The sequence below is a fragment of the Streptomyces sp. NPDC052101 genome, from assembly GCF_040680235.1.
In the GTDB taxonomy this organism is placed as follows: Bacteria; Actinomycetota; Actinomycetes; order Streptomycetales; family Streptomycetaceae; genus Streptomyces.
The window spans coordinates 1-5,539 of record NZ_JBFAWH010000090.1; the positions used below are offsets into that span (position 1 = coordinate 1).

3 protein-coding genes and 2 pseudogenes are annotated in these 5,539 nt (G+C 68.9%); 3 read left to right on the forward strand and 2 right to left on the reverse strand.

The window, feature by feature from the left end; all coding sequences use genetic code 11:
• Nucleotides 1-1,219: 1,219 nt before the first annotated feature.
• Nucleotides 1,220-1,417, reverse strand: coding sequence for a hypothetical protein (locus AB0L75_RS43710; protein WP_365191873.1), 198 nt, complete (start codon nt 1,415-1,417; stop codon nt 1,220-1,222).
• Nucleotides 1,418-1,538: 121 nt separating this feature from the next.
• Between AB0L75_RS43710 and AB0L75_RS43715 the strand changes: the two genes are divergently transcribed.
• From AB0L75_RS43715 to AB0L75_RS43725, 3 genes and pseudogenes are all read left to right on the forward strand, one after another.
• Entirely contained in the window at nt 1,539-3,656 is a 2,118-nt protein-coding gene (locus AB0L75_RS43715; protein ID WP_365191874.1) for a helix-turn-helix domain-containing protein, read from the forward strand.
• A gap of 188 nt (nt 3,657-3,844) precedes the next feature.
• A pseudogene (locus tag AB0L75_RS43720) lies at nt 3,845-4,303 on the forward strand (pyridoxal-phosphate dependent enzyme); the annotation flags it as partial.
• A gap of 186 nt (nt 4,304-4,489) precedes the next feature.
• The gene (locus tag AB0L75_RS43725; protein ID WP_365191875.1) at nt 4,490-5,068 is read left to right on the forward strand and encodes a GNAT family N-acetyltransferase; all 579 of its coding nucleotides are present in this window, start codon (nt 4,490-4,492) and stop codon (nt 5,066-5,068) included.
• Between the two features lie 268 nt (nt 5,069-5,336).
• Here AB0L75_RS43725 and AB0L75_RS43730 read toward each other — a convergent pair.
• A pseudogene (locus AB0L75_RS43730) lies at nt 5,337-5,539 on the reverse strand (MarR family transcriptional regulator); the annotation flags it as partial.

Consider the following 5,539-nt stretch of genomic DNA (forward strand, 5'->3'; position numbering starts at 1 on the left):
GTGCTGGACCGGCATCTGCACCACCTGCCACCAACCCCTTCCCAGCAGGACACACACAACACCAAGATCAAGACAGACCTAACGGAGTCCTACTAAAGCCTTCCCATCTGGGCTGTCGCTCGCGGTTGGGCTCATGGCCGGGCTCATGGGCGGGTTCCCCCGGGGGACTCCTGACGGGACTCTTGGCAGGCTTTGCGACCGGGCTCGTGTTCGCGCTCTGGATGGGGATTCCGTCGGCAGTAGTGGCAGCCGTGATCACCTCAAAGATGGGAGAGAGAAGCCCAAGTTCAGGGATCCGCTGGAGCTGGAGAGGAAGATCCGGGTGGCGCGCATGCGGGCTCGCCCTCGGCTTCACCTTCACCTTCGGGTTCGTGTTCGGGCTCGGTATCGGTGTCGGACAGGAGCTCCCGCTCATGGGCGGGCTCATCGGACTGCTCGTCGGCGCGTTCCTCATGGCCCTCTTGGGTGGGCTTCGGGCGGCTCACCCCGACCTGGACAAGGCAGTTGGGCCAGGCACGGTGCTGGCTCGGGACCGACGCACCTTCTGGACCCTTACACTCCTGGGCGGGTTCACGGGCGCGCTCATGTTGCTGCTCACGGAAGTGCTCCTCATCCTCCTCGGGGGAAGCGGGTTCGAGCAGTTGGGGGCCGACGTTCCGGTCACGTTCACGTACACGTTCCCAATCGGCCTCGTGCTCGGACTCATCCGGTCAGTGTGGATGGAGTTCCTGGTGGCGCGTATCGAACTGGCGGCGACGGGGCGAGTGCCCTGGCGTTTCATGAGTTTCCTGGCCGACCCACCAGCGGCGAGGCGTCCTGCGACAGGCCGGGGCCGTGTACCAGTTCCGCCACATCGACCTCCAGCGGCACCTCGCAGGACAGAGCCGGCCCGGGAAGGCCCAGACGGCACCGAGCTGGGGGAGGGGGCCGGGAGGACAGTGGCCCCTCTGGTCAAGATCGGAAATGTGAAGGGGGCGCCATGCCTGGCACACCAGAGCCCGACCTCTCCGGCCTGGAGGATGGCGAGGCCCAGCAGGCAGTCGCCCCGCTCCTTGTCGAGCGCGCTGGGAGCAATCCTGCTGGTGCTGAGCGCAGGAGCGACTGCCTCCGGACTGCCCCTGATCCGGACTGCCCCTGATATCGACCCTGAGGAACCCCCTATTCCCAGCGCTTTTCGGTGGCCTCCCCCGTATTGGGGGCTCGCACCGTGCCAGCCCGTTCAGCGGACGACGGCAGCCACGGCCGCGGTGACGGCGCAGGCGAGGGTGAGGACCGCGGCAAACACTCCAGCGCCGCGCATCACGGCGGCCGGGTAGGTGGCGCCGTCGATGCGGGCGAGCGTCCCGGCCGCCGCCGCGGCCAGCAGAGCCACAGCTACCACGAGCGCGATGACAAGAAGAATGAGGGTGACGGTCACAGCGGACTCCCATACGCGGGCGTGTAGTTGACATGACCGTTGTCCTGGATTCGGCGTACGTCAGGGTCCGCCGCGACGAAGATGAACACCGGCGGACACCGAAGCGTGGGGGGAGCGGCGGGTGCACGAGGGGCAGGCGGGGTCCAGCCAGGCGTTGTCGGAGCTGCGACGACGCCTGGAGGACGGTGTGGCAGCGGCCCGGCTGAAGAAGACGCAGCTGGCAGCGAGGGCGGAGATTTCGCGCACCACGATCTACGACGCTTTGCGAGCCGATGGCCCGGTGCCGTCGCTGGAAACGGTGACTGCGCTGGCCCGGGCGTTGAAGCTGCCGTTGGAGGAACTGCAGGAGCTGCAGCGCCGGGCCGACCGGGCCGATGGTCCTGCGGTGGGGCCGGGGCGTCCGCTGTCTGAGTTGGATCCACACGATCTGGAAATCCACCCCGCCAGCGATGCGACCCGCGGTGACGGAACTGGCAGCCAAATGCGACGGGCGCTGTCCGGGTACGTGGAGCGGGACCATGACCGGGTCCTGGCCGAGGCGGTGCGGGAGGCTGCTGCGGGGCGTAGCCGGATGGTAGTGCTGGTCGGGTCCTCGTCGACGGGAAAGACTCGGGCCTGCTGGGAGGCCGTCCAGCCACTGGCTGAGCTGGGGTGGCTGCTGTGGCATCCCCCCCGACCCTGGTTCGAGGCCGCTTTCGAGGACATGTACCGAGTGGGGCCACGGACGGTCGTGTGGTTGAACGAGGCTCAGCACTACTTGGGTGACCCGTCCCATGGCGAGCGCATCGCCGCTGCCGTGCACCACCTGCTCAGCGCGCCCGAGTGCGCCCCTGTCCTGGTCCTTGCCACGCTGTGGCCCGGATACGCCAGTCGTTACACCGCCCTTCCATCTGTCAGCGGGCCGGACCCGCACAGCCGGACCCGTGAACTGCTCAGCGGCCGGCACCTCACGGTCCCTGACACCTTCGACGATGCCGCGCTGGAGACAGCACGGTCGCTGGCGGAGGCCGGCGATGTCTTGCTGGCGGGTGCGCTGACCCGCGCGGCGGGCCACGGCCGTGTCGCGCAGGACCTGGCCGGAGCCCCCGAACTCCTGCGGCGCTACGAAGAGGGCACACCGGCCGCGCGAGCGATCCTGGAAGTGGCGATGGACGCCCGCCGCCTGGGCGTCGGCCCGGAGCTCGGCCAATCCTTCCTGGCCGACGCCGCAACCGACTACTTCACCGACTTCGACTACCAACACCTCACTGAGGACTGGGCGGAAGCCGCCTACGCCGAACTTGCCAGCCCCGTCCACGGCAAACAGGCACCCCTCAGCCGTACCCGCCGGCGCGCCACGCGCCAGCCGCCCGCAACCCTTCCGCCAGTGCCCGAATCCACCCCCGCCCCCTCGGGGCCGACATTCAGACTCGCTGACTACCTCGAACAGGACGGCCGCACCACCAGACGCCACCTGTGCCCACCCGCCTCCTTCTGGCACGCTGCCTACACCCACCTGAACAACCTCGGAGATCTCCAGAGCCTCAGCGCAGTCGCCCGTGCGAAGTACCGCTTGCAATGGGCCCACCACCTCGGGCACCGCGCCGCCGAAGCTTCCCGTCAGCATCACCGCCCGCCACAGGCCCGCCATCCCGGACACGTCACCGCCGGTGGCAGTTACACCGCCGCCATGCGTGAGCTGGCCCGGCGGGAGCGAGCGGCGAACCGGGACAGGGATGAAGCCCTGCTGCGGCAGGCCGTCGACGCCGGCAACACCGAGGCCCTGCTCGGCCTGGCCGGCCTACGGAAGGAAGCGGGGGACCGGGACGGGGCTGAAGCTCTGCTGCGGCAGGCTGCCGACGCTGGCGCCAGCGACGCCCTGCTGGAGCTAGCCGGCCTACGGGAGCAAGCGGGGGATCGGGGCGAGGCTGAGGCTCTGCTGAGGCAGGCCGTCGACGCTGGCAACAGCGACGCCCTGTTCGCGCTGGTCAGACGGCGCGAACGGGCCGGGGATCGGGGTGGAGTTGAGGCCCTGCTGCGGCAGGCCGTCGACACCGGCAGCACCGAGGCCCTACTCCGGCTAGCCGGCCTACGGGAACAGGCCGGGGATCGGGGCGAGGCTGAGGCCCTGCTGCGGCAGGCCGTCGACACCGGCAACAGCGACGACCACCTATTGGACCGCATCGACCACCGTCGATTGAGGCGTTTTTGGCCGTACGGGTTGAACCCGGACGGTACACCGACCGCACCCTGGTCGTAGACACGCCCGCGCCTCCGGAAGATCGGACCAGCCATTCCGTCACCGCCCACACCACATTTCGTCGGCTCCCCGCCTCGGGAGTCGGGTGCGGGAACAGCCGTGCGAGAACCTGCGATCGGAAAGAACGCGGGACAAGTCGCGCTGCGAGGCGGCGCCCGGTGGACCGCTCGAAGGGCCGATTCTTTGGCGAGGAGTTCGCGAGCACGACCGGCGCCCTGTCGAGCCATGTCTACGACGACCCGCTCATCGCGGCCGGGGCCGGCACCCTGATGGAGGAAATCCGCCACCACATCCCCGGTTTGGACACCGTGGTGGTCGCGGTCGGCGGCGGCCTGTTCACCGGGGTGGCCACCGCCGCCCAGCACCACGGCGTCCCTATCGTGGCGGTCGAGCCGGAGAACTGCCGCGCGCTCAACGCCGCCCTCCAGTCCGGCGCCGTTATCGATGTCACCGTGGATTCGATCGCCGCTGACTCCCTCGGCGCACACCGCACCTCCCAGATGGCCCTGCACGCCGCCCGGCAGGATCGAGTGCACTCCGTACTCGTGCCGGACGCCGAGATCATCCGCGCCCGACAGGCATTGTGGGACCATCGCAAGGTAGCGGTCGAGTACGGTGCCACGGCAGCTCTGGCCGCGCTCACGTCACCGGACCAGCACATCTCCAACCGGGACCCGGAATGCCGAACCGGGCATCACCTCAGGTGCCGTCCTCTGGGGGCGCTCGGTCGCGCCGATGAGCGGACACGTCGTTCTGCCGGCCCGCCGAGAAACCCGTTGCGAGTTCCCCGCATCGGATGTCTGATTGATCGGCCACCGATCAGGGGAGGGAACATGGGGACGTCGCTGCCCACCCCCTCGTTGCACACCGCTCGCCTTCGACTGCGTGCCTTCGAAGACGCGGATGCGAACGACCTCTTCGCACTGCACAGCAGCGCCTACGTGCTGCGCTACTGGGACGCGCCTCCGTGGAGCGAACGCGTGCGCGCCGAGAAGTTCATCACGGCTTGCCGGCAGATGGCACAGGAGGGCACCGGGGCGCGGCTGGCCGTAGATCGCGTCTCCGACGGGGCGTTCATCGGCTGGTGCAGCCTGAGCCGGTGGAATCCGGACTACCGCAGCGCGTCGCTCGGCTACTGCTTCGACGATGCAGCGTGGGGCCACGGCTACGCGACCGAGGCCGCGCGGGCTCTGCTGCGGTGGGCATTCGACACGCTGGACCTAAATCGCGTTCAAGCTGAGACCGATACGCGCAACGTGGCTTCTGCCCGCGTGTTGGAGAAGCTCGGTTTCGCGCGTGAAGGGACGTTGCGGGAAGACTGCGTCGTCGACGGCGAGGTCTCTGACTCGTGGGTCTACGGGCTGATCAGGCGGGAGTGGCAGCCGTCGTCCGAGCCGGTTCCCGCCCACTGAGTTCTGTCGCTCGGCACCCGGTTTCCACCGAGGTGCTGGCACTCCGGTCACCTCGTACCGAGTTCGTCTGGCTGAGTGGGCCTGCCGTCCGGGCCTTCTGGCGGATCGCCTCCGACTGGACCACCGCCCTGAGCAGATTCCGTCTGCCCTGACGGGTGTGCCGGGCCGGTGCGGCTAGTTACGGAGCTTGGCCGCGTGATGTTGCGGGCTGGCGGCGCGCGCTCAACTGTTGGGACGGGCACAGCTGCTCGACATCACATGAAGATCATCAGCGGTCGGTGGCCTCCGTGGGCAGACCCTGGTGGGCTGCCAGCCGGTCGAGGAGGCCGGCCAGCACGACTCTCTCCGTCGCGGTCAGGTCCGCGGCGAATTCGGCGTCGATGGACCGCGCCAGCTCTCCGCAGGCTGCGAGCAGTTCCCGGCCGTGTTCGGTGAGTTTCAGTATCTGGCGTCGGCGGTCGGCCAGGTCTC

Bases quoted from the DNA above. Each gene is read 5' to 3' on its own strand.
- AB0L75_RS43725 (WP_365191875.1), top strand. From the start codon at position 4,490: ATGGGGACGTCGCTGCCCACCCCCTCGTTGCACACCGCTCGCCTTCGA.